Origin of the sequence: Mesonia ostreae (assembly GCF_031845265.1) — a bacterium.
GTDB lineage: Bacteria > Bacteroidota > Bacteroidia > Flavobacteriales > Flavobacteriaceae > Mesonia > Mesonia ostreae.
Genome location: NZ_JAVRBG010000006.1, coordinates 71878 through 95125, shown reverse-complemented (window position 1 = coordinate 95125; position 23248 = coordinate 71878). Strand labels below are relative to the sequence as shown.

Genomic DNA, 23248 nt, shown 5'->3' with positions numbered 1-23248 from the left:
TAAATCAAGCGCAAGTATAACTATAACTCCAACCTCACTTCCTGCACCCAAATCGCTTTGCGATCGTAGGTTTTCTTAAAATTCTTTAAGATAAAATCGCGGTTGTAAGTCGGTTTTTTTTGGTAGCGGAGTTCTCCATTCACGTAAATAGAAATAGGCTGATTCATATTCACCATTTCAGGAGAAATAAAAATGCTGAGCTCACTTACTCGAGAAGTTTTAAGGCGGAATACATTGTCCTTATAATTGGCTTTTACCGCGCCAGATTTCCGTGGAAAATCAAAAGCTCTCTCCTTCACTTTTTTAGTACGAAGCGAATCCTGCTCGTCATAATATTTCTTCTCGTGGATGGTGAAATTTACTTCTTGATGCCACTGCTTTTTCGGTTGCAAGGTGTCGAGCTTTTTTATCGCTAACCAATCTATTTTACCGTTTTTTACATCATCGGTTTCCCAGTATAAATGATTTGAAAAGGAATTTCTTTTTTGTGATTTTAAATCTTTAAAGCTATTCTTAATAGATTCCTCAGATTCTGGAAACTGAGGAAACCAATGCGGAAAACCATTGTAGCGATGGTCATCATAATTTAAACCTAACTTTTTAGCTAATTTCACTAAAGTGTCATTGGCTTTGGGCGGAAAATAGTAATCCTCGTCGGTAGAAATGTTATAAAACCAACGCTCATTCATATTCTTAAGAAAAGTTCCGCCTGTATAAACTTTAGGCTCTGTATTCATTCCGTAGAAACCAGCAAAAGCACTGGGATTTTTGACTAACAGATTAAAAGAACCCGTTGCACCGTTAGAATGACCGGTTACAAAAACTGCATCGTCGTCAATATTAATAAACTGCTTTATGGTTTTTAAAATATCGGTAACCATTCCAAAACCTTGGTCTCCCAACATCCAATTAAATTTTTTGTTCGAATTTGGATATACCATAATCACGTTGTTCTCTTCGGCGTATTGCTTATAAAAACGCTGCCAGCCTTCTTCTAATGAAGTGTTAGGATATGCAGGGATTTGCTGGTGGCGCACCGCTCCGTTTAAAAAGAATAACAATTTGCTGGGCTGCTTTGGGTTATAAGATTTGGGAAGACGCACAAAAAAATTATTGTCTAAAGTGTCGTTCAGTTGTATAAACCCAAAAACTGCTGAAGGGAGATTTGGATAGTCTTCAAAATCCCGAATCGCATGATACAAATCTTTTCCATCACTAAGCGAAGCATAATTAGCGCTTCCCAAGCCTTTTTGCATCCACTTTTCTTGCTGTGATTTTAGCTTGGTTTGATAAGCTTTTATTTTACGCTCCGCTTTTTCTTGAAAAATTCCCCATTTTGGAGCTTCTTGCAGCTGGTAAAAATCATCTTTAGCATACTTAAAAATGACACTTAAATCTTCCTCCTTATATTTTTCGTCTACGAGTTTATTTAACCAATAAAATCCTGTTTCTGGATCATTAAATTTATTGGCGGCGTAAGCCATATCGAATACATGCCAAAAGCTCACTTTTTCTGGAACCTCCACATACAATTCTCGATACAACTCATAGCCTTTTCGGGCGTTGGCAATCGTATCGGTTTTGGCATACACCAAACTATCGGCTACCTGAAAGTTTTTCTCGTAATCTTGCGAATAACCCGTTGCGACAACAATCAATAATAAAATAAGTATATAGTTTTTCATAACAGTTGTTTTTAAGTTTATATGTCTCATAACAAATCCCTTTTTTCTGGGAAGGGCTAGGGTTGGGAGGAGCGTACTCTACAATTTAGTATCAAAGCTACACACAATGAAAATCCTAAAATTGTAGAATTGGGACATGGTATCAATTTAGTCTTTAAAGTTCCAAATCGTATCTTCTGACCCCATTTTGGTCACCGCTGCCAAGAATTTTTTCGGCGCAAGTTGGGTAAGCTTTTTAAATTGCTTGATAAAATCGGATTGATCAAAATAATTTTCCGAAGAAATTTGAGTGAGGTTGACATCTTTTTCCTTCTGAATTTTTATGAGTGCTAATCGAAATTTTACCAATTTCTTGTAGGCTTCTACAGAGCAATCCAGATGTTTCTGAAACAAGCGTAAAAGTGTTTTGCGATTCATGGTTAATTCATCAGCAAGGTATTGAACGCTAATTTTTCCTTCGCTTTCCATAATAAGCTGAACAGCCTTCTTTAATCGTTCTTCTGAAAAGTCTTTTTTATGCTGAAGAAAGTACGAATCTAATAAAGCTGATTTATCTTCAATTTCTTCCGTAAAGAAAACACGCTGAAGCACCTCATCAAAATCTCTCCCAAAGCAATTAACATAATTCACAGGTTTAGGAAACAGCTCGTGATAATCTCTATGAATAAAGTGATGTATTCCCAAGGGCTGAAAAACAATGCCTACTTTTAGAAAAACTCCATGCAAATGCACTGTGCCTATTTCTTTCTGAAGTTTAGAATAAATAATTGGAGAGGAATGCTTATTGGGCAAAACTTCTGCCCTCACATCATCTAACAAGCAATGCGAACTATGTTGGTAAGCGGTAAGCGCATGTTTAAAGTGCGGATAATAGGTAAACGTCTTATCGAAATCTTGCGATAAAGACTGATGCACATAGTAATAGGCAATATATGGAGCTAGCGCTGGCGCAGGTTTACAAGTTAGAAATTGATCTTCCACAGTTTTTTCTTAAAAAATGAAGATAGTAAAAACCCCCTCACTTTAAAAAAGCGAGGGGGTTTTCTATGTTATATCAAACAGTCACTTCGAGTGGGATGCTTTAGAAAACAAGAAATCTCGATCTCGTAAGTTTTCTAAGCAGGTTGTATCGAGAAGTTATGCTCTAAACTGAATCTCGACTCCGCTCGACCTGACATTTTATTTTCTACAAATCAAATTTTATTCCTTGTGCCAACGGAAGTTCAGTAGTATAATTAATCGTGTTGGTTTGTCTTCTCATATAGATCTTCCAAGCATCACTACCAGATTCTCTTCCGCCTCCGGTATCTTTTTCACCACCAAATGCACCACCAATCTCAGCACCAGAAGTACCAATATTTACGTTAGCAATTCCGCAGTCAGATCCTTCTACAGAAAGAAAACGCTCTGCTTCACGCAAGTTGTTGGTCATAATTGCAGAAGAAAGTCCTTGACGAACTCCGTTTTGCAATTTCAACGCATCAGCAACATCACCTTTATACTTCATTATGTATAATACAGGAGCAAAAGTTTCGTGTTGCACAATTTCAAAGTGATTTTCTGCTTCTGCGATCGCAGGCTTTACGTAGCATCCGCTTTCATAGCCTTCGCCTTCTAAAACGCCACCTTCAACCAAAATTTTACCACCTTCTTCCACTACTTTATCAAGAGCTTTTTGGTAATTTTTTACAGAATCTTTATCTATTAATGGTCCTACGTGATTGTTCTCATCCAAAGGATTTCCAATACGCAACTGGCCGTAAGCTTTAACTACGGCATCTTTCACTTTATCATAAACATCTTCGTGTACAATTAAACGACGCGTAGAGGTACAGCGCTGTCCGCACGTACCAACCGCTCCAAACACAGCTCCAATCACGGTATTTTTAATGTTCGCATCTGGCGTTACAATGATGGCATTGTTTCCACCAAGCTCCAATAATGTTTTTCCTAAACGTCCTGCTACTTCTTTTGCTACCGTTTTTCCCATACGAGTAGAACCCGTAGCCGATATAAGAGGCACACGCTCATCCTTAGTCATCATTTCTCCAACCGTATGATCTCCAGTAATTAAACAAGAAATTCCTTCTGGAACTCCGTTTTCTGAAAATACACGCGCTGCAATATTTTGACAGGCTACAGAGGTAAGCGGAGTCTTTTCAGATCCTTTCCAAATACAAGCATCTCCACATACCCAAGCCAATGCCGTGTTCCAAGACCAAACCGCTACTGGGAAATTAAACGCAGAAATGACACCTACTACGCCCAATGGGTGGTATTGTTCGTACATTCTATGTCCAGGACGCTCAGAGTGCATCGTTAAACCGTGCAACTGACGAGAAAGACCTACTGCAAAATCACAGATGTCTATCATTTCCTGTACTTCTCCCAATCCTTCTTGGTAAGATTTCCCCATCTCGTAAGAAACCAATTTTCCTAATGGTTCTTTTAAACGACGAAGTTCATCATTAAATTTTCTAACAACTTCTCCACGTAAAGGTGCTGGCATCGTTCTCCATTCTTTAAAACCTTTTTCTGCGGTGGTGATTACCTTTTCATAATCTTCTTTAGTGGTTGCTTTCACCTTCCCTATTAAAGCTCCGTCTACGGGAGAATAAGATTCAATGATTTCACCGTTACTAAAAAAATCTTTTCCAGTAGAAGTACCGTTGTTTATGTCTTTTAAACCTAAATCTTTTAAGGCTTTATCGATTCCAAATTCTTTTGCAATTTGACTCATGTAATTAATATATTTTAAATTATTGGTAAAAAAGCTGATTTAACCCTCTAATTTATAGCGGATTTTCAACCAATGCCGAAAATAAAAAATTATCTCCTAATTACCTTGTAAATAATTTTAAGTTCCTGTTAATTTCGTGAATGCAGGCTGATGACGGCTAAAAAGAATAAAATTCTAAGCCTATCTCTACATATCTATTTGAATGTTGTTATTCATCTCCCACAAATCGTTCATCTACTTCCATCACCGTCCCGCAATTGTCACAGGTACGCAAGTCTTTGCTTGCATAGAAGTGTTTAAAATGTTTCAAAAAATCAACTTCTATGTCGTGCAACGGAAAATACACTTCGTATAATTTATAGTTGCAATTATCGCAAAACCACAGCAAACCATCTTTGCCAGATTCTCCAGTTCGTTTTCTTTCAATCACCAGTCCTATAGAATTTTCACCTCGCGCAGGAGAATGCGGTACTTTTTCAGGATGCAAATACATATCTCCCGGTCCTAATTTCATGGTTTTCTTTTCTCCGTCCTCCTGAATATGCACCTCAATATTTCCCTCCAACTGGTAAAACAATTCTTCGGTTTCATTGTAATGATAATCCTTCCTAGCATTGGGTCCCGCTACAATCATTACAATATAATCGCCCGCATCTTTATACAAATTCTTATTGCCCACAGGAGGTTTTAAAGAATCTCTATTTTCTTCGATCCATTTATTTAAATTAAAAGGTTTTTGAATTGCCATAGTTGTGTTTTTTTTGAATTTCATAAATTTACTAAAAGCATTTTAAACCTTTAGCATAATTCTATTTCTTTGGGCAACTTTTGCCCTTAGAAAAAAAGGGCAAAACCGCGCTATTCGTTACAATTCCGTTTGCGCTTAGGCGCAATCCGGGATTTTCACTGCTATCGCTGTCGCAAAAAATGAGTATCTTTTGTTTCTTAATTTAAACACTATGAAAAACATTCTACTTCTCTGGGCTGTCTTATGCTTAAGCATCAGTTGCCAGCAAACCAATAAATCTCAATCAAAATCTAGCCAAAAACAAACTACCGCAGATAGCGTTCAACAAAAACCAAATGCCCCTTTCGGAATCGTGATTCACGGTGGTGCAGGTTATATTACCAAAGAAAGTCTTAGCGATAGCTTAGAAAAAGCATATCACGAAAAACTCTCTGAAGCCATTTCAAAAGGCAACGAAATCTTAAAAAACGGAGGTTCTGCCGTTGAAGCCGTACAGCGTACTATTAATATTATGGAAGATTCTCCTTTATTTAATGCAGGCAAAGGCGCTGTTCTTACTCACGAAGAACAACCCGAATTGGACGCTTCCATTATGGATGGAAAAACTTTAAATGCTGGTGGTGTTAGCGGTGTATCTACCATAAAAAATCCTATTAATTTGGCCTACGAAGTAATGGAAAATTCAGCCCACGTACTTTTATCTGGAAAAGGAGCCGAAGTTTTTGCGAAAACCAGAAACCTCACTTTGGTAGATCCTTCTTATTTTATTACTCCAAAGCAACTTCAGAATGTACGTCGCATCAAAAAAGAACAAGAAAACAAGCAATCCAATTTTTATACCCCAGACCTTAACGGAAGTAAATTTGGCACCGTAGGCTGCGTAGCTTTAGACAAAAACGGAAATCTTGCCGCCGGGACTTCTACCGGAGGCATGACCAATAAAAAGTGGGGACGCATTGGCGATTCGCCTATTATTGGCGCGGGAACTTACGCCAATAATGCCACTTGCGCTGTATCGGGAACTGGCTGGGGAGAATTTTACATTCGTGGCGTCGTAGCCTATGATATTTCTGCCTTAATGGAATATAAAGGACTCAGCTTAGAAGAAGCTGTAAAGAAAGTAATCTATGAAAAACAACCTCAACTGGGCGGCGAAGGCGGTATTATTGCCATAGATCATCTAGGCAATATTGCAATGGAATTTAATACCCCAGGAATGTTTAGAGCCAGTTATTTAAACGATGAGCTAAATATTAAAATGTATAAAAAAGAATAATTCTCTTAAAATTGAAATGGACACATAGTCGGTGGCTGAGTGATTTTCGACAGCTCCGAAACTTCGGGGTGTATTGAAGCCATATCCCAATTTTTTCCACAAACTAAAAAAAGCTCCTTCCTTTTTTGCTTTTACCACGAAGTTTGGGGTTAGCATTTTATTTTTAAATTTAAAGAAAAATCAACTTAGAACTGAAAGATTTAGGGTTTTTTAATTACTTAAGACCAGAAATGTCCTAATTAATTTTAGAAGACAATTTATTCTTTTTTGCATTGTCAAAAAAAGAAACAAAAAAGGCTAGGCTTACGATACTTTATCTAAATTTCTCATTCAATCCCTAAATTTTAGGAACTCGCCATTAACCTTGAATATAAATTTGAAAAAAACCGTTTGGCTCAAACCCGTCCGTACCGATCCGAGCGGACAGCCTATCCCGAAGCTTCGGGATTACGGAATTTTCACTTCAAACCTGCCCGACTAGTCATTCAGGCGGGTTTTACGATTAATTTTCGATAGGCCGAAGAAACCGTACTACTAAAAACCACACCAATCATTATAAAAAGTTATCGAAACCCAATTATAATAAATTCTTACAAATTATCTTCAAAAACGTTTAAGACGCTATTGATTGAAGACACTGAAAAGCATTGCTATCATTATTTTTTTATAAATTTCATCTTATGCCTTATAATATTTTATCGAAAAGAGATTATCGGTATTTTCCACATAAATAAGACTAGAACTTTATATCTTTAGTTCATGATGAGAGTTTTACTTGTTTTTTTAGCATTTTTCTTTACGACTATTGCTTTTGGGCAACACGAAGGTGATTATTGGTTTTTTGGGCAGGAAGCTTGAGTCCATTTTAATGAAGGTGAACCAGAAGTCTTATTAGATGGAGCTTTAAGCACTCAAGAGGGTTGTGCGGCTATTTCCACACCAGATACGGGTGAATTGTTGTTTTATACCGACGGTTCAACAGTGTATAATAAAAATAACGAGGTAATGCTTAATGGCACGGGGTTAAATGGTGATTCGTCAACAACACAGGCGGCCGTGATTGTACCAAAACCTGAAAGTAATTCTATATATTATATTTTTACAGCAGATAATGTGGGCGGTCCCGATGGTTTACAGTATTCTGAAGTCGATATGGATTTAGACGGAGGTTTGGGAGGAATTACTTCCGTTAAGAATGTTTTGTTACAAACACCTATTTCTGAAAAACTGACCGCTGTAAAAAATGTGAATGCAAATAGCTTTTGGGTAATGACACATGCCATGAAGCAGAATAAATTCTATGCCTTTAAAGTAACTGCTCAAGGAGTTGCGACCACACCTGTAACCAGCAACGTAGGCCCTATATTTACTGGCTCAGATGACAATTATGGTGGAGGTTATATGAAGTTTTCGCCCAATGGAAAAAAAAATTGCACTCGCAAACCTAAGACAACAGCTGTTATTCGATTTTGATGCCAACACGGGAATGGTTTCTAATGCAATAATCTTGTGGGATATTTCTAATGAGGATAATGATGAGGTGTCTTATGGCGTTGAGTTTTCGCCCAACAGCAAAATACTTTATTTTGGTGTGGTTTCATTAGCTATATTACAATATAATCTTGAAGCTGGTACGGCTCAGGATATCATCAGTTCAAAACAAGAAATTCCTCTTTTCGTTAGCTTGGGGATGCAACTAGCGTCCAATGGAAAAATCTATATCAATTCGGGGACTTATTTAAGTGTTATTTATTCTCCAAACAATGTCGGGATAGATTGTGATTTTCAAGAGAATGCGGTCGATTTGCAAGGACGGTTTTCCGGTATTGGCCTTCCTAATTTTGTGCAATCCTTTTTTGAAACCAATACATTTACTTATATAAACACGTGTTTTGGCCAGGCCACCTTTTTTTCATTGATTAATGAAGTTAGTAATATCGATAATATAAATTGGAATTTTGATGACCCTGCTTCTGGCGTCAATAATACTTCAGCAGAAGAAAGTCCAACCAATGTATTTTCCGCATCAGGGATTTATAATGTTGTGGTTGAAATTACCATCAACGGCAATACGACAAGCTATTCAAATTCGGTAACAATTTATGAACAGCCCGAAGCCAATCCTGCGGATGACATATCAGCCTGCGACGACAATAATGACGGCTTCTACAACTTCGATTTGACCGCCCAAACTCCTGTTATTTTGAATGGCCAAGACCCAAACGTTTTTAGTGTTGAATATTACAGCTCGCAAGAAAATTTTGATAATGCCAACCCAATCCCTACTCCTGAAAATTTTCAAAATGATACTGCTTTTACCAGTCAAACTATATTTGTGAGAGTTAAAAACAGCCTGAATACAGATTGTGAAGCCAGTACGTCATTTTCTATTGAAATTTTTGAAACTCCAATCCTCAATCCCAATCCGCCAAGATTGATGGCTTGCAGCAATCCTTCCATTTCTACACAAAATGACTTTTTTGCAGAATTTGATCTGACGGGGGAAGAAGAAAATCTGCTCGATGGGCAATCCCCAGCTAGTTTTATCTTTCATTACTATACAAATGCCGCTTTATCAGATGAAATCGGTTCTCCCGGAAATTATGAAAACACGACTTCGCCACAAACGATTTACGTCACGGTTGAAAATAGTGAAAACACTAATTGTATGAAACAAACGTCTTTTGAGTTGGAAGTCTTCGAATCTCCCATAGCGTCTCCTGATATTACTTTGCAAGCTTGTGGTTTAGGAGATGGCAGCGCAGAGTTTGACATGCCTAATTTGGAAAACGAAATTTTAAATGGACAAACCGGATTTAGTTTTTCTTACCTTAATGCCGATGGCGATACGTTATCGTCATTGCCCAATCCGTTTGTTTCCGAAAGCCAAACCTTGATTGTTTTCATCAAAAACCCACAACATCCAGCGTGTTTTGCAGAAACAACCCTTCATCTTATTGTCAGAGAAAATCCAGAGTTGACTTTGCCAAGTTCGACTTATATATGTAATGACACGCCCATAGAATTAACAGCAGATCCTGGTTATGATTCTTATGTGTGGTCCACAGGTGAAACCAGCCAGAGCATAACGGTTTCCGAAACTGGGGATTACGAGGTGACGGCAACAACTAACTATGACGATTTCATTTGTGAAACCTCGAAAACGGTTCATGTTTCTGTTTCTGGAAAAGCGGAAATCATTACCATAGACATCGAAGATTGGACGGCACAAAATAATTCTATAACAGTAGAAGTAAATGGGGAAGGCGATTATCTCTATTCTCTGGATGATGTCCAATACCAAGAAAGCAATCAATTTTTTAACCTGGAGTATTCTAAAGATTATACCGTTTATGTGAAAGACAAAAATGGTTGTGGCATTGCAACTCAAGCGGTTTATCTGCTTTATTATCCTAAGTTCTTGACTCCAAACCACGATGGAATAAACGATACCTGGCAAATTTTCAATTCTCATAGAGAACCAGAATTGAAAATATATATCTTCGACCGCTTTGGCAAATTACTGACAAAAATTAACCCACGCAGCCGAGGTTGGGATGGCACTTATCACGGCAAGGCCATGTCGAGCAATGACTATTGGTTTTTGGTGGAACGCAAAAATGGGAAACGCTACACCGGACATTTTACCTTGAAAAGATAAAGCTTGCGAACGCGGATCTGGCTAGAACCCCTTTTTTTAATGGGAAGAGCTTGTATTGGGTGAGAGCCGAGATATGGCATTGCGCAGCACCACTTAATCTTTCTCTTTCTTCAAAATCGTAAGCACCATAATAAAAACAGTTTTAATCTTTAAAAAATATTGATTTATGACTTTAAACGGAATAATTTACCGATATTCGCAAAAGGTTAATATCTAATTTTATTTTTTAACATTTTGAACTTACAATTATGAAAAAATTACTTATTATTAGTTCAATATTTTTTACAGCTTCTTTAATGCATGGAGCTAATACCAACTCTGATATTTCAACTTTGGGGAATGACATCTCTCCTAAAAAAACAATACATTCAGAAGATGATAATGCTACTGATGTAAAACGGGCAGCCACTATAACTGTCAATTGTGAAGATGGCAGTTCTTATGAAGTTACTTGTGATGGTTGTTCTACAACCCAATTACTGAATGTTGCTTGGGCATTATGTGCTTAACCAATAATCAAAATTAATTAAACCTTATTGATATTAACCTTTTTATAATTTTTGAAGATTTAAAAACAGAAACAAGATATATTCAATATAAGCAAGTTTTTAAAATTTCACATAAATTATTTTTTTTTATTTTCTCTCTCAAAACTTTCGTTGGAAGCATCCGGAAGTACTAATTATTATAACATGAAAAGTATACTTTTTTTTATAACAGCTTATTTTTTTATTATTCAACCTGCTACATCCCAACAGGGTATTGTGCGTTATGGGCATATTGAAAGTCTTGGAAAAGGTGGGCCGGTAGGTCTAGATTTTAATGCGTTCTTGCTTTTTGACAAAAATCAAACCTATTATGTAACGGCAAAAGATTCGTTGGAAAATTCATCTAATCTAGAAGGACAAAAACTAGAGAAAAAAAATAACAGCGAAAATAAAGAGGTATATTTGGGTAAGCATACTTTAGCAAAAGGGAAACAGGTCTATTTTGATAGAAAAAAAGATAGTTTATGGTGGAACGTTAAATATGGTTCCATCATTTATGGGAAAGAAGATAGGCCAGCAATAAATTGGAAGTTACAAAATGATACTAAAAAAATAGGTAATATTATTTGTAAAAAGGCTACTGCGGAATTTAGAGGTAGGAATTATACAGTTTGGTATACAGAAAAGATCCCGTTGCCTTATGGACCATGGAAATTTCAAGGATTACCAGGATTAGTTTTAGAAGCCTATGATACAAACAAAGAACTATACATTTACTTTAAATCTATAAATTACCCTTTAGATAAAAAACAACCTGTACCAAAAATCATCAATCCCAATGGAAATGATGATTGGGTTTCAATCCCAGAATACAAAAAATTATTAGAAAAATTTGTAGATAAAGGCAAAACTAAAGCATTGCTATTATCAAAAAAATTGGGAGATGGCATTAATGTGAAAGCAGGGGAAATGGATGAGCTATGTCTAGAGATTTTTTAGATATATGATCAAGGATTGCTTAATTGTTTTTTTTTGCCTTTTTACCTTTTTTCCTATTCACAAAATAAAGTTTCTGGGTATGTTAAAGTTAACGATGCTGGAATTGAGGGCGGTTCGGTAAAAGTTTTGACTTCTGAAAATAATATTCTCCACTACACTTATACTGAAAAAAATGGCTTTTACCAAATTACCTTTAATGCTAATGTAAAAGAGCTAAAACTATCAGCCTCTTCTTTAGGCTATAAGAATGAAATAAAAACAATTAATTTTGCTTCTGAAGACGAACTAAACGTGGATTTTAATTTAGAAGAAGAAACTTCAGTATTAAATGAAGTGGTTTTAAAATTTAATCAAAAAATAAAAATTAATAGGGATACAACTACAATAGCTGTAAATTCCTATAAAACAGGGACTGAACAAACCATTGAAGATGTATTAAAGAATTTACCTGGAATTCAAGTTCTAGAAAATGGTACTATAAAAGCACATGGTAAGCCAATACAGAAATTACTTATTGAGGGAGAAGATTTATTGGATAAAAATTATAAAATTTTAACCAAAAATATTGATGCGGAAGTATTAAGCAAAGTACAGATTTTAGATAATTTTGAGGATAATCCCATCATGAAGAAAGTCATGCAGACTTCAGATAAAGTGGCGCTTAATTTAAAGCTAGATGAGAATAAGAAAAATATTTGGTTTGGTAATATTAATTTTGGGGGAGGCCTTGGTAGAGATTTTCGTTTTCAAGAAAGTTTTACATTGGGTTTATTAAAGAAGAAAATAAAACTTTTTTATCTAGGTGATTTTAATAATTTGGGGAATAAAGCAACAGATCAAATAGAGGGAAATCAAAATAGTAATGAATTGTTTGGTGAAGATAGAATTGAACACACAACTCAAAATTTTTATACAAATGAAATTAGGGAAAATAACTCTTTTAGTAATTCCCAAAGCACCTTCAATAAAGCTTTTTTTAATTCACTTAGTCTAAATACCAAAATACAAAATCGCTTAAAAATTAGAGCTACTGCTTATTTTGCCAACGATATTCAAAAACAAAATAATTTCAAAAATACACAGTATAATATTGGAGAAAATCCTATTGAAATTTCGGAAAATAACTACGAAAGATCTAGAAAAACTTTGTCTTCAGGAGAAGTAGAATTAAAATATTTTAATGGTAAAAACTCATACCTCAGAAATTTGCTTATTGTTAAAACTAATCCTTATCGGTTCAGGAATCATTTGCGCTATAATAATAGCAAAGAAATAGGACAGTCCGTGCGAGGTGAACAAAAAACTATTTTTAACCATTTTAATTATACCCAAAAACTAACCAATAATACCTTATTAAATACTTATTTGTATTATGGTTATGACAACGTGAAGCAACGGAGCACTATTAGCTCTGAATTATTAAATAATTATTTAGATTTGAGTTCGTCAGATACCTTGCAACAAACTGAAAATAATACTATTAATTATATAGGCTTAAAACCAACTTTGATTTATAAAACTGGAAAAATAGAAAATGCCTTTGCTGTAAATTTTGAACATAGCAAGGAAACTATAAATGAAAACATATTAAGCAGAAGCGCTACGCTTGAGGATAGCCTAATAAATGATTTAGTTTGGAGACAAAATGCTGTGATTATAGAAAACAATTTTCGCTACAGGTTTAATTCGAAAATCAGTTTAACAGCAAATCTAAACTATCTAATAAGTCGCTCTAAAATAAATTCTGATAAAGAAACTATTAAAGCATTGCGTCCAAAAGCTATTTTAAACTATAAAACGGATAAAATAGGCAAATTTATTCTTTCTTATTCCATCAATAATGAACGGCCAGAAATCTCAAAATTCTTAGGTAATTATTTTCTGGAAGACTACCGCGCTTTTAGTAGAGGAAAGGGTTACAACGGTTTATTAAAAAATCAAAATCTTTCCTTTTCACATAATTTATTTAATGATCTCAAAAGATTCTCTTTAAGCACTACTTTTTCTTACACCAAAGCAAAAAAAGCCTATACTTCTAATAATACGATAACAGAAAGCTTTAGCTTTTTAAATTATATCTTAAGAGATGGAGGTGAAAATTATTTTTTTAATTCTAGTTTAGTTAACTATTTCAAAAAACTAAAGTTGGTAACAGAGTTTGAAACCGACCAAAATTGGAATAAGATGCCAGTAAAATTAAATACTGCAAAATTTAATACATTAAACAATTATATGGGGAAATATGCATTTTCAGGATTAACTTATTTCAATTTCCCACTTAATTTTGATTTTGGAATTTCATATACTTATTCACAATCTAAATATTTAAACAATACGGTTAATAGTGAAGTTAAAAAAGCTCACATTAATTTAAATGCAAAACTATCTAGCGAACTTCTTGTAGAATTAAAGAATGACTTTTATGATGTTGAAAATGCATTCTATTCATTTATGAACTTTTCTATAAATTATACCCCTAATCAAAGTGCCTTATCATTTAGATTGCTTATAAATAATATATTAAACGAAAAAGAATATAAAGCACTAAAAATTGATAATTACACCTCAAATACTACTATTTACAATTTAGTTCCTAGGTATTTTTTAATCTCGGGAAAATATCGGTTTTAAAAAAACATTAAATATTACATTGTAATGAATCTGGAATTCAGTATTTTATTGCTATATAATTTCCAATGGAAATAAATTAAACGATACTATTCTTTTCTTAAAAGATTTTCTACATAGCGTTAAATATTCCTTACTTATCGTGAACAAAGTTAGCTACACCCGCAAGTTAATCAAAATCTAATCTAACACAGTTCCTATCCAAAGCTTTTATAAAAATGAAGTCTTAGCTTTTTTACAAAACAATTAGCTAAGACTTTTATGCAAGAAATACATCTATAAGCGTTATTTTTGCGAAGAAATAATAGCCTTGCTTACCGCCACGATTTCTTTTAACTTTGGCAACATAAATTTCCCTCTATGAAAATCTTCTTCCGCCTTCTATTCATAAGTTTATTTTTAGTTTCTAGTGCTTGTAAAGATAAAACTCCGCCTGAAACCGATAATCTATTCAAATTCAAAGAATACATTTCATTTCATACGCAAGGACGAGTTTCTATTGCAGAGTCTATTAGAATTAACCTTGCTCAGCCTTTGGAGCAATATGAGCTTACGCAAGAAATTCCAGCCAAATACCTAACGATATCTCCCAGCATCAAAGGAAAATTATTTATAGAAAACAACACTTCTCTAGTCTTTAAACCCGAAACCCACTTAGAACCCGATACCGAGTATCAAGTGACCTTAAAGCTAAACGAGCTCTACGATGACTTAGACAAAGAGTATAAAGAATTCAGCTTTAGCTTTAAAACTCTGCAACCTAATTTTAAAATAAATTTAGGCAATCTGCAATCCTATTCTAAAGAATGGCAGTATGTAACGGGAACTTTAGAGGCTTCAGATGTCATCCAATTTCAAAAGGCGAAGCAACTAGTTGAAGCTTCTCAAAACGGAAAAAATCTATCTATTAAATGGCAGGAAGACGCGAAAGATGCTAATTATTTTAGTTTTACTATCGACAGCATTCAGCGAGAAATAGACGATTCTCAAATCGAAATTTCTTGGGATGGGAAAGCCATCAAAGCCGAAAATAAAGGGGAAAACAGCTTTGCTATTCCCGGCCAAAATAACTTTACCATCATCGATTTTAAAACCTCTTTGGCAGAACAAAGCTCACTTTCTATCAATTTTTCAGATCCGCTTAACGAAAATCAAAATTTTAAAGGTTTGGTGAGCATCAAAGATCAAAACAATTTACGTTTTGAAGTAGATGGCAACGTGTTAACCGTATACCCTTCAGAGCGGATTACGGGACAAGTCAACGTTAATGTATTTAAAGGAATTAAAAACACCTATGGCTTTCCTTTAAAAAGAGATTTCGCTGAAACCATTTCTTTTGAGCAACTAAAACCCGCGGTACGCTTAATTTCTAAAGGTGTTATCTTACCCAGTTCGGCTTCAACGCCCATCTATTTTGAAAGCGTCAACCTCTCGGCCGTAGATGTGCGCGTGATTAAGATTTTTCAAGACAATATGCTTCAGCACCTTCAGTTTGGTAATTTAAACGATCAAAACTCGTATAACATTCGCCGCGTAGGAAGAAGAGTAGCCAAAAAAACGATTTCGCTTACTTCCAAAAATGAATTTGAATCGAGTTCTTGGAAAGCGCACGCCATCAATATTTCAGATTTTATTAAGGCAGATCCAGGAGCAATGTATCAGATTCAGATAAGCTTTAAAAAAGAATATAGTACGTTTAATTGTGGAAATGAAATCAGTAAGGCTGGCGACGAGGAAGTATACGAATATGATAACAGCGCTTCTTCCGAAGAAGAACGCGAAGAACAATATTGGGACAATGAGATTTACAATTGGCGAAACACGCCTTACAACTGGCAAGAACGCGATAATCCTTGCAGCATTTCTTATTACAGGGAAAACCGTTTTGTAAGCACCAATGTGTTAGGATCAGATTTAGGACTTATCGTTAAAGAAAGCAACAATCGCTCCTATCATTTTGCAACCACTAATTTAATTACCGCTCAACCAGAAAAAGGCGTTACCGTAGATCTTTACAACTACCAGCAGCAACTCATTTCTTCTATAACCACCAATCAAAAAGGTTTTGCGCTAAATGATAATACTAAAAAAGCAGCTTTTGCTATCGCCTATAAAGGAGAAAATTATGCGTACGCAAAATTGGAAGATGGAAATGCGCTTTCCTTAAGTAAGTTTGATGTTTCAGGAAAAATCCTAGAAAAAGGATTAAAAGGATTGATGTATACCGAAAGAGGTGTTCACCGCCCTGGAGATACCATCCACTTAACTTTTGCTTTAAATGACAAAGCCAATCCGTTGCCTAAAAATCATCCTGTAAAATTACAGCTTACAGATGCGCGTGGTAAATTAGTAGAGGAAAGAGTTTTAACAGAAGGTAATGCCTCGTCTTTTGGAAAGGCTAAAAACGGTTTTTTCTATTTCCCTATTCTCACCCAAGCCACCTCGCCTACCGGAAACTGGAACGCCAACGTGTATGTTGGTGGGGCGCACTTTACCAAAACGCTTCGGGTGGCGACGGTAAAGCCTAACCGACTTAAAATTAGTTTAGATTTTGACGATAAAATATTAGATGCTAGTAAACCCATTTCTGGAAAATTAAGTTCAACGTGGCTACACGGTTCGCCCGCCAGAAATCTTAAAGCCCAAATGGAAGTTACCCTAACTTCTATGGGCAATGCTTTTGAAAAGTTTCCGCAATACGAGTTCACCGATCCTGTAAGGAGTTTTGATAAAATTGAAATGCCGGTAGTAGAAACCAAACTTTCTGCGGAAGGTGAAACAAATTTTAGTAAAAAAATAAAGCTTAATAATAAAGCCCCAGGAATGCTTACAGCTACTTTTTTAACCAAAGTGTTTGAAGGTGGCGGAGACTTTTCTATAGATGTGTTTTCAAAAGACTTGGCTCCTTACGACTATTTTGCAGGCCTCCTAGCTCCAGATCCGCATAAATACGGCGCTTATTACACCGATGAGGATACAAAATTTGACGTGATAAGCCTTAACGCACAAGGAGAAATTGCTGGCAATCGCGAACTAGAAGTAAAAGTTTTTGAAATTGAATGGCGCTGGTGGTGGAGCCGCGGAAGCGACAATCTTTCTCGCTACGATAATACCAGCACTTACACTCCTGTAAAAGAAGTTGAGGTGACCACCAACAACAAAGGAAAAGGACAATTTACCGTGAATATTCCCGAGCGACAAAGTGGACGTTACTTGGTGAGAGTTATTGATAAAGCCTCTGGCCACGCCACAGGAAAAACGGTTTACTTTTACCGAAATTGGTCCAGAAGACCTACCAACGGAGATGCAGAAAGCGCCAAAATGCTTGTGTTCTCTTCAGATAAAGATCAATATAAAGTAGGCGAAGATGCCGTGATTACCTTTCCTTCGGGGAGCAAAGGAAACGCTTTAATCAGTATTGAAAATGGAACCGAGGTACTTTCTAAGCAATGGGTAGAAACCCAGAAAGGCGAAACGCAAGTTTCTATTCCGCTTACCAAAGAAATGGCGCCTAATGTATTTGTAAACATTTCGTTATTACAGCCTCACGAACAAACCAAAAACGATTTACCCATTCGGCTTTACGGAATTATACCGTTGATGGTAGAAAATCCAGATACCAAATTACATCCAGAGATTAATATGCCCGAGGTGTTAAAACCTGAGCAGGATTATAGCCTAAAGGTTTCTGAAAAGAACGGGAAAGAAATGACCTATACCTTGGCAGTGGTCGATGAAGGTTTATTGGACCTCACTAGATTTATAACTCCAAATATTCACGGTGCTTTTTATGCACGAGAAGCTTTGGGCGTAAAAACCTTCGATATTTTTGACGATGTGATTGGTGCTTTTTCGGGGAGCGTAGATCATATTTATGAAATTGGAGGTGGTGATGCCGCTGCAGGAGCTAAAAATAAAAAAGCAGATCGGTTTAAACCCGTGGTAACCTATTTAGGTCCGTTTCATTTAAAAGAAGGACAGACCAAAACCCATAGCTTGTTTATGCCTAATTATGTAGGCTCTGTAAGAGCGATGGTGATTGCAGGCGATCATCAAAAAGCGGCTTACGGCAATGCAGAAAAAACCGTTCCCGTAAGAAAGCCTCTCATGGTGTTGGCTTCTTTGCCTAGAAAATTATCTCCAGGAGAGAAAGTGACACTTCCCGTGACGGTTTTTGCCATGGAGAAAAAGGTGAAGAACGTAGCGGTAAGTATTAAAGAAAGTGAAGCGTTTACCCCTATTGGAGCTACTTCTAAAAATATTTCCTTTACGGAAGTAGGCGAACAGATTGTCAATTTTGAGTTTGAAGTGAATGCTGCAACTCAACCTCAAAGCTTTCAGGTGTATGCTTCCGGAAACGGAGAAAAGTCGAAAACGCTTATTGAGATTGATGTCGAAAACCCGAATCCTATTTCTCAAACTTCTAAAACTTATACTTTAGAAAATAAAGGAGTCCAAGAGATAGAACTGGAAACTTTTGGAGTAGAAGGTAGTAATACGGCTTCTATAGAATTTTCTACGCTTCCGCCAATGGATTATAGCAAGCGTATGGATTACCTTATTCGCTATCCCCATGGATGTTTGGAGCAAACGACCTCGGGTGCATTTCCGCAGTTATTTATAACTGATATTTTTGATCTTTCATTCTCTAAGAAAAAAGAAATAGAAGAAAATGTAAAACAAGCCATTAACCGCATGAATCTTTTTCAAACGAGCAATGGCGGCCTAGGTTATTGGCCAGGAAATACAGATGTGGACGATTGGAGTACCAATTATGCCGGCCATTTTATGCTAGAGGCAAAGAAAAAAGGCTACGCCCTTCCCATTCCGTTTTTAAGTAACTGGATGAAATACCAACAAAATCAGGCTAGACAATGGCGAAATTCTTATACCCGTTATAACTCGAGTTTAACGCAAGCGTATCGTCTTTATACGTTAGCTCTAGCAGGACAACCTGAGTTAGCCGCGATGAACCGATTGCGAGAATCTAGTGAAATGAGCAACGATGCCAAATGGAGACTTGCTGCCGCCTACGCCTTGGCAGGAAAAGACCAAGTAGCAAAACAAATTGCAAATAAAGCAAACCTTAGTTTTGAGCCAGAGAAACACAATTACTATACCTATGGCTCGCCCTTTAGAAATAAGTCTATGGCTTTAGAAACTATGGTGATTCTTGGCGATGAGCAGCAACGAGAATTGGCGATTTCGTTGGCGAAAAACTTATCCTCGCAGCGTTGGTACAGTACCCAAGAAACCTCTTACGCCTTATTAGCCTTAGCAAAAATGGCCAATAAAAATGGAGGAAAAGCGGTAGAAGTGAAGTATAGCCTTAACGGAAAATCTTCCAACATTAAAACAACAAAAGCTTTAGCCGAAAGAAAGCTAGGCATTAAAAAAGGCACGAACACACTAAGCTTAGAAAATCAAAAAGACAATATTTTGTATGTTTCGATTTCGCAAACAGGAAAGCTTCCTTTAGGCGAAGAGTTGACAGAACAAAGCAATCTTACTGTAAAAACTCAGTTTTTAGATGGTGCAGAAAATGCCATCGATGTTTCTAGCTTACGACAAGGCACTCAAATTATAGCAAAAGTTGCGGTAACCAATACCTCTATGGATGCGATAGATAATGTGGCACTATCACAAATATTCCCTAGCGGATGGGAAGTGGTAAATACAAGTTTTACAGATTTAGGAGGTGGCGCGAATGGTGATGCCGATTACAAAGATATTCGGGATGACCGAGTGAATTTTTACTTTAGTGTAGACGCCAAGAAAACCAAAGTCTTTACCGTAAAACTAAACGCTTCTTATTTGGGAACCTATTATTTACCAGGAACTCAAGCGGAAGCCATGTATGATGCGACTTATTTTGCAAGAACTCGGGGTAGCTGGGTGAAAGTGGTTCTATAAAGCCTTCGACAGGCTTAGACTGACCTAACTGTCACACTGAGCTTGTCGAAGTGCCACTCAGCTTATCGAAATGAAATCAAATAAATGCAATAAAAAGCAACTCAAGAACTATCAAAATGAAATATTATTACACCTATATTTTACTTTGTTCTGACAACTCCTATTATACAGGAATGACTAACAATCTTAAAAGAAGACTTGATGAGCATAACCAAGGAGAAGTGAGGTCTTGTTACACTTACAAAAGACGACCTCTCATTTTAAAATGGCACATTAAATGCACTAATCCTTTGGAAGCTATTCGTATAGAAAAGCAAATTAAAGGTTGGTCTAGAAAAAAGAAAGAAGCCCTAATTAAAGAAAACTGGCAGGGTTTAATCCGTTTTTCAAAAAATTATACGCAATTTGGGAAACCGCCTTCGACAAGCTTTGGCTGACAGCACTCTTGGTCACACTGAGCTTGTCGAAGTGCCACTAAACTTGTTAAAAATGATACTGAGGCTTTTAAAGTTAAACTAAATACAAAAAAGAGCCTTCGACAAGTTCTGGCTGACAGTACTCTTGGTCACACTGAGCCTTTCGAAGTGACACTCATATTGTCGAAGTAAAATCCATACGCTTACCGTGAAAAAAAGTAAAAAATCCATATTTAACTTCGTCAAAAAACATCCTATCAAAATAGGTGTGGTGTTAATTGTGGGGTTGATTTGGTTTTTTTGCTTGCCCAGAAACCTGTTTAATGCTCCTACATCTACTGTGTTAAAAAGTAGAGAGGGATTGATGCTGGGCGCGCGTATTGCTAAAGACGGGCAGTGGAGATTTCCAAAACAAGACAATGTCCCGTACCGATTTGAGCAATGTATTTTAAATTTTGAAGATGAGTATTTTTATTCACATCCTGGCTTTAATCCCATTTCTATCACAAAAGCACTTTGGGAAAATATCACAACCCAACAAAGACGTGGCGGAAGTACCCTTACTCAGCAAGTAATTCGGTTGTCACGAAAAAATCAGAAACGCACTTATTTTGAAAAGCTGATTGAAATTTTTCAGGCTACCCGATTAGAATCCCGCGAGAGCAAAAAAGAGATTCTAAATTTATATGCTACTTATGCACCTTTTGGCGGAAATGTGGTAGGATTAGAAACGGCTTCTTGGCGTTATTTTGGTATTCCTTCTCAAGATCTCAGCTGGGGGCAATCGGCTGCACTTGCCGTTTTACCGAATGCACCCTCGCTTATTTTTCCGGGGAAAAACGAACTTATTTTAAAACAAAAACGCGATCGCTTATTAAAAAAACTTTTAGAGCATTCGGTGATTGACCCCACCACCTATGAATTGGCGATTGCAGAAAAACTTCCTAGCAAACCTTTAGCCTTGCCCGAAATGGCACCTCACCTTACCGAAAAATTGAGAAGAGATCATCCAGGAACTCAGTTTAAATCCACGATTGAATTTCTGCTTCAGCGACAATTGAATGCCATTGCAATAGAAAATTACGATCGGCTACGTCAAAATGAAATTCATAACCTTAGCATTTTAGTACTCGATATAGAAACACGTGAAGTAAGAGCTTACGTGGGCAATTCACCCACTACAGCGGAACATGATCGTTATGTGGATCTCGTTCAGGCTTTCAGAAGTACAGGGAGTATTTTAAAACCCTTTTTATATGCCGCAATGTTGGATGAAGGCAGTATTCTTCCAAATACTTTGGTAGCCGATGTGCCTACTTCCGTGAACGGCTACAGTCCGCAGAATTTTGACAAAGAGTTTAACGGCGCCGTTCCTGCTAGCCTTGCTTTAGCGAGATCATTAAATGTTCCCGCAGTTAGAATGCTTCGGAAATATGGATTGCATAAATTTTACCATCAGTTAGAAAAACTTCAGCAGAAAAATATGGAAAATTCCGCAGATTACTATGGACTTCCCATCATTTTAGGAGGTGCAGAAAGTTCACTTTGGGATATTACCAAAGCTTATGCAGGAATGGCTTCTACCTTAAATTTTTTCAATACTTCTTCCAGTGAATACCGAAAAAATGAATTTGTTAACCCTATTTATGAATTAGGAAAACAACCCGAATTTGGAGCAAAACAATTTTCTGCGGAAGTCTTTCAAGCCGGAGCCATTTATCATACCTTGAAAACCATCGAGGAGGTGAATAGACCTAACGGAGAGGAGAATTGGAGTTTCTTTAGCAATTCTCAGCCTATATCTTGGAAAACAGGAACCAGCTATGGCTTTAAAGATGCTTGGGCGGTTGGGGTCACTTCTAAGTATGCGGTAGGAGTTTGGGCAGGAAATGCCAGCGGAGAAGGAAGACCGGGGTTAACTGGGTTGCAAGCTGCAGCTCCCATTTTATTTGAAGTTTTTGATAAATTACCTAAAGCAGCACCTTTTCAAACTCCCTATGATGAACTTGTTGAAGCAGAGGTTTGTAAAAGAAGCGGACATTTAGCAAGTGTTTATTGTCCCGAAACTCAGCAAGAGTGGATTCCTAAAAACGGAACAAGAACTTCTGTTTGTCCTTACCATCAGCAAGTTTTTTTAGATCAATCAGAGCAGTTTCAAGTTAATTCTTCTTGTTATCCTCTATCTGAAATGCAACGTAAAAATTGGTTTGTGCTTCCACCATTAATGGAGTACTATTATGCTGCTCGGCATCCACAATACCGAAGCTTGCCTCCTTATAAAAATGGGTGTTTAAAAGATGGGGAGGATTTGATGCAATTTATTTTTCCGAAGAAAAAAGAGGCGATTATACTTCCAAAAAACTTTAAGGAAGAAACCAACGCTATTATTTTTAAACTGGCACATCGCAATCCCGAAACGACCGTGTTTTGGTATTTAGATTCAGTATATCTTACTAGCACCACTACTTTTCACGAGATATCTACAATTCCGCAGCCAGGAAAACACGTGCTTAGCGTGGTAGATCAAGAGGGGAATAGTCTTTCTCAACCTATAGAAATTGAAATTAGCTTTAAATGATTAAGACTTAAGATTAAACTTTTTGAAGAGAGCTTAGTCTGAAGTTAGAGGAAACCTATTAACCTGAGTTCGATTTCTATGAAAACCGCTTGAGATTGTCATAGAAATCGAATTGA

The 23248-nt window shown here is 36.5% G+C and carries 13 protein-coding genes; 9 read left to right on the top strand and 4 right to left on the bottom strand.

Annotation, left to right across the window (positions count from 1 at the left end; all coding sequences use genetic code 11):
• Positions 1-20: 20 nt before the first annotated feature.
• The 4 genes from RLT85_RS07550 to RLT85_RS07535 all read right to left on the bottom strand — a co-directional run bounded on the left by RLT85_RS07550 (position 21) and on the right by RLT85_RS07535 (position 5173).
• Positions 21-1685 carry an alpha/beta hydrolase family protein gene (locus RLT85_RS07550; protein WP_311401420.1) on the bottom strand — a complete coding sequence of 555 codons (1665 nt, stop codon included), beginning with the start codon at positions 1683-1685 and terminating at the stop codon, positions 21-23.
• 147 nt (positions 1686-1832) lie between these two features.
• Entirely contained in the window at positions 1833-2666 is an 834-nt protein-coding gene (locus RLT85_RS07545; protein ID WP_311401419.1) for a helix-turn-helix domain-containing protein, read from the bottom strand.
• A gap of 205 nt (positions 2667-2871) precedes the next feature.
• Positions 2872-4425, bottom strand: a complete 1554-nt coding sequence (gene amaB, locus RLT85_RS07540) for an L-piperidine-6-carboxylate dehydrogenase (protein WP_311401418.1) — start codon at positions 4423-4425, stop codon at positions 2872-2874.
• A 208-nt stretch (positions 4426-4633) separates the two neighbouring features.
• Positions 4634-5173 carry a 3-hydroxyanthranilate 3,4-dioxygenase gene (locus RLT85_RS07535; RefSeq protein WP_311401417.1) on the bottom strand — a complete coding sequence of 180 codons (540 nt, stop codon included), beginning with the start codon at positions 5171-5173 and terminating at the stop codon, positions 4634-4636.
• 211 nt (positions 5174-5384) lie between these two features.
• Between RLT85_RS07535 and RLT85_RS07530 the strand changes: the two genes are divergently transcribed.
• From RLT85_RS07530 to pbpC, 9 genes are all read left to right on the top strand, one after another.
• A complete protein-coding gene (locus tag RLT85_RS07530) occupies positions 5385-6449 on the top strand; it encodes an isoaspartyl peptidase/L-asparaginase family protein (RefSeq protein WP_311401416.1) in 1065 nt (354 codons plus the stop codon).
• Between the two features lie 1005 nt (positions 6450-7454).
• Positions 7455-7922: a hypothetical protein gene (locus RLT85_RS07525; RefSeq protein ID WP_311401415.1), complete on the top strand. Its 468-nt coding sequence runs from the start codon at positions 7455-7457 to the stop codon at positions 7920-7922.
• Complete coding sequence (locus RLT85_RS07520; protein WP_311401414.1) at positions 7867-10110, top strand: T9SS type B sorting domain-containing protein; 2244 nt, start codon at positions 7867-7869, stop codon at positions 10108-10110. Before RLT85_RS07525 ends, RLT85_RS07520 begins: the two co-directional genes overlap by 56 nt.
• Before the next feature lie 248 nt (positions 10111-10358).
• Positions 10359-10619: a hypothetical protein gene (locus RLT85_RS07515; protein ID WP_311401413.1), complete on the top strand. Its 261-nt coding sequence runs from the start codon at positions 10359-10361 to the stop codon at positions 10617-10619.
• Positions 10620-10802: 183 nt separating this feature from the next.
• A complete protein-coding gene (locus RLT85_RS07510) occupies positions 10803-11597 on the top strand; it encodes a GLPGLI family protein (protein WP_311401412.1) in 795 nt (264 codons plus the stop codon).
• Between the two features lie 33 nt (positions 11598-11630).
• Positions 11631-14228, top strand: coding sequence for a carboxypeptidase-like regulatory domain-containing protein (locus tag RLT85_RS07505; protein WP_311401411.1), 2598 nt, complete (start codon positions 11631-11633; stop codon positions 14226-14228).
• A 357-nt stretch (positions 14229-14585) separates the two neighbouring features.
• Positions 14586-20138, top strand: a complete 5553-nt coding sequence (locus RLT85_RS07500; protein ID WP_311401410.1) for an alpha-2-macroglobulin family protein — start codon at positions 14586-14588, stop codon at positions 20136-20138.
• A 116-nt stretch (positions 20139-20254) separates the two neighbouring features.
• Positions 20255-20575, top strand: coding sequence for a GIY-YIG nuclease family protein (locus RLT85_RS07495; protein WP_311401409.1), 321 nt, complete (start codon positions 20255-20257; stop codon positions 20573-20575).
• Between the two features lie 187 nt (positions 20576-20762).
• Positions 20763-23132, top strand: a complete 2370-nt coding sequence (gene pbpC / locus RLT85_RS07490) for a penicillin-binding protein 1C (RefSeq protein ID WP_311401408.1) — start codon at positions 20763-20765, stop codon at positions 23130-23132.
• The last annotated feature ends 116 nt before the right edge of the window (positions 23133-23248 follow it).

What these genes read in the sequence shown, in the direction of transcription:
- RLT85_RS07515 (WP_311401413.1), top strand. Translation starts at nt 10,359, where the DNA reads ATGAAAAAATTACTTATTATTAGTTCAATATTTTTTACAGCTTCTTTA.
- RLT85_RS07550 (WP_311401420.1), bottom strand. Translation starts at nt 1,685, where the DNA reads ATGAAAAACTATATACTTATTTTATTATTGATTGTTGTCGCAACGGGT.
- RLT85_RS07525 (WP_311401415.1), top strand. Translation starts at nt 7,455, where the DNA reads ATGCTTAATGGCACGGGGTTAAATGGTGATTCGTCAACAACACAGGCG.
- RLT85_RS07520 (WP_311401414.1), top strand. Translation starts at nt 7,867, where the DNA reads ATGGAAAAAAAAATTGCACTCGCAAACCTAAGACAACAGCTGTTATTC.
- RLT85_RS07530 (WP_311401416.1), top strand. Translation starts at nt 5,385, where the DNA reads ATGAAAAACATTCTACTTCTCTGGGCTGTCTTATGCTTAAGCATCAGT.
- RLT85_RS07495 (WP_311401409.1), top strand. Translation starts at nt 20,255, where the DNA reads ATGAAATATTATTACACCTATATTTTACTTTGTTCTGACAACTCCTAT.
- amaB (WP_311401418.1), bottom strand. Translation starts at nt 4,425, where the DNA reads ATGAGTCAAATTGCAAAAGAATTTGGAATCGATAAAGCCTTAAAAGAT.
- RLT85_RS07500 (WP_311401410.1), top strand. Translation starts at nt 14,586, where the DNA reads ATGAAAATCTTCTTCCGCCTTCTATTCATAAGTTTATTTTTAGTTTCT.
- RLT85_RS07535 (WP_311401417.1), bottom strand. Translation starts at nt 5,173, where the DNA reads ATGGCAATTCAAAAACCTTTTAATTTAAATAAATGGATCGAAGAAAAT.
- RLT85_RS07510 (WP_311401412.1), top strand. Translation starts at nt 10,803, where the DNA reads ATGAAAAGTATACTTTTTTTTATAACAGCTTATTTTTTTATTATTCAA.